General features: G+C 58.0%; 1 protein-coding gene. It reads left to right on the top strand.

The window, feature by feature from the left end; genetic code table 11:
* On the top strand, positions 1-852 hold an 852-nt coding region (locus tag PQR42_RS45565), incomplete at both ends, for a porin (RefSeq protein WP_408496109.1).

Below are 852 nucleotides of genomic sequence, written 5' to 3'. Positions count from 1 at the left end.
CTCGTTGATGAAGGCATTACCTACACCAACAATCAGAAGGGCTCGAGTAACGTGCAACAGACGGGCAACAGACTGGGCGGCAGTCGCTGGGGGGTGCGCGGTATCGAAGAACTGGGCGACGGGTTGAAGGCGATATTCACGTTGGAAAACGGGTTCCGTCCGAACGACGGCACGCTTGGTCAGGGGTCCCGCGAATTTGGTCGGCAAGCGTTTTTTGGAATCGCAAAGACCGGAATCGGCAGGTTGACGCTCGGGCGTCAATATGAGCCGATTGGCGATCTTGTGGCGCGTTTTGCGGGTCCGGGACTCTGGGGGCCGGCAACGCACATTGGCGACAACGACAACCTGAATCAAACGTTCCGGATCAACAACGCGGCCAAGTTTCGCAGTGACGCGATTGGAGGTTTTACAGTCGACGCGCTCTACGGATTCAGCAACCAGGCAAATAGTGGAAACGGTCAAGGGTTCGGCAACAATCGGGCATGGGGAACGGCGGCGAACTACGTAAACGGTCCATTCTCGATTGGCGGCGGCTATGTCGTGCTCGATCGTCCGGACGCGAAGTCGAACACGAGTGGCGCCGTGGGTGGCACGATCGACAGCGACGACTACGGTGGCGGGCTCTTCTATGGCCTGGACGGCGGTGTCGAGCGTCAGCAGATTGCAGCGGCGGGCGGCAATTACGTATTCGGACCGACAACGGTAGGCTTTGCGTTCAGCCAGACACGACTTGACTATAACGATGGCTCGTCGCGCAAATTTAACAACTACGATGCGAATCTTCAGTATCTGCTCAAACCTGCAGTGACGCTGATCGGCGTGTATACGTTCACCGACGGCCGCGCGGATGGT

The organism is Paraburkholderia sediminicola, from assembly GCF_046027355.1.
In the GTDB taxonomy this organism is placed as follows: domain Bacteria; phylum Pseudomonadota; class Gammaproteobacteria; order Burkholderiales; family Burkholderiaceae; genus Paraburkholderia; species Paraburkholderia sediminicola_B.
Note: the sequence above shows the minus strand (reverse complement) of the source record. Positions and strands in the feature narration are given on the sequence as shown.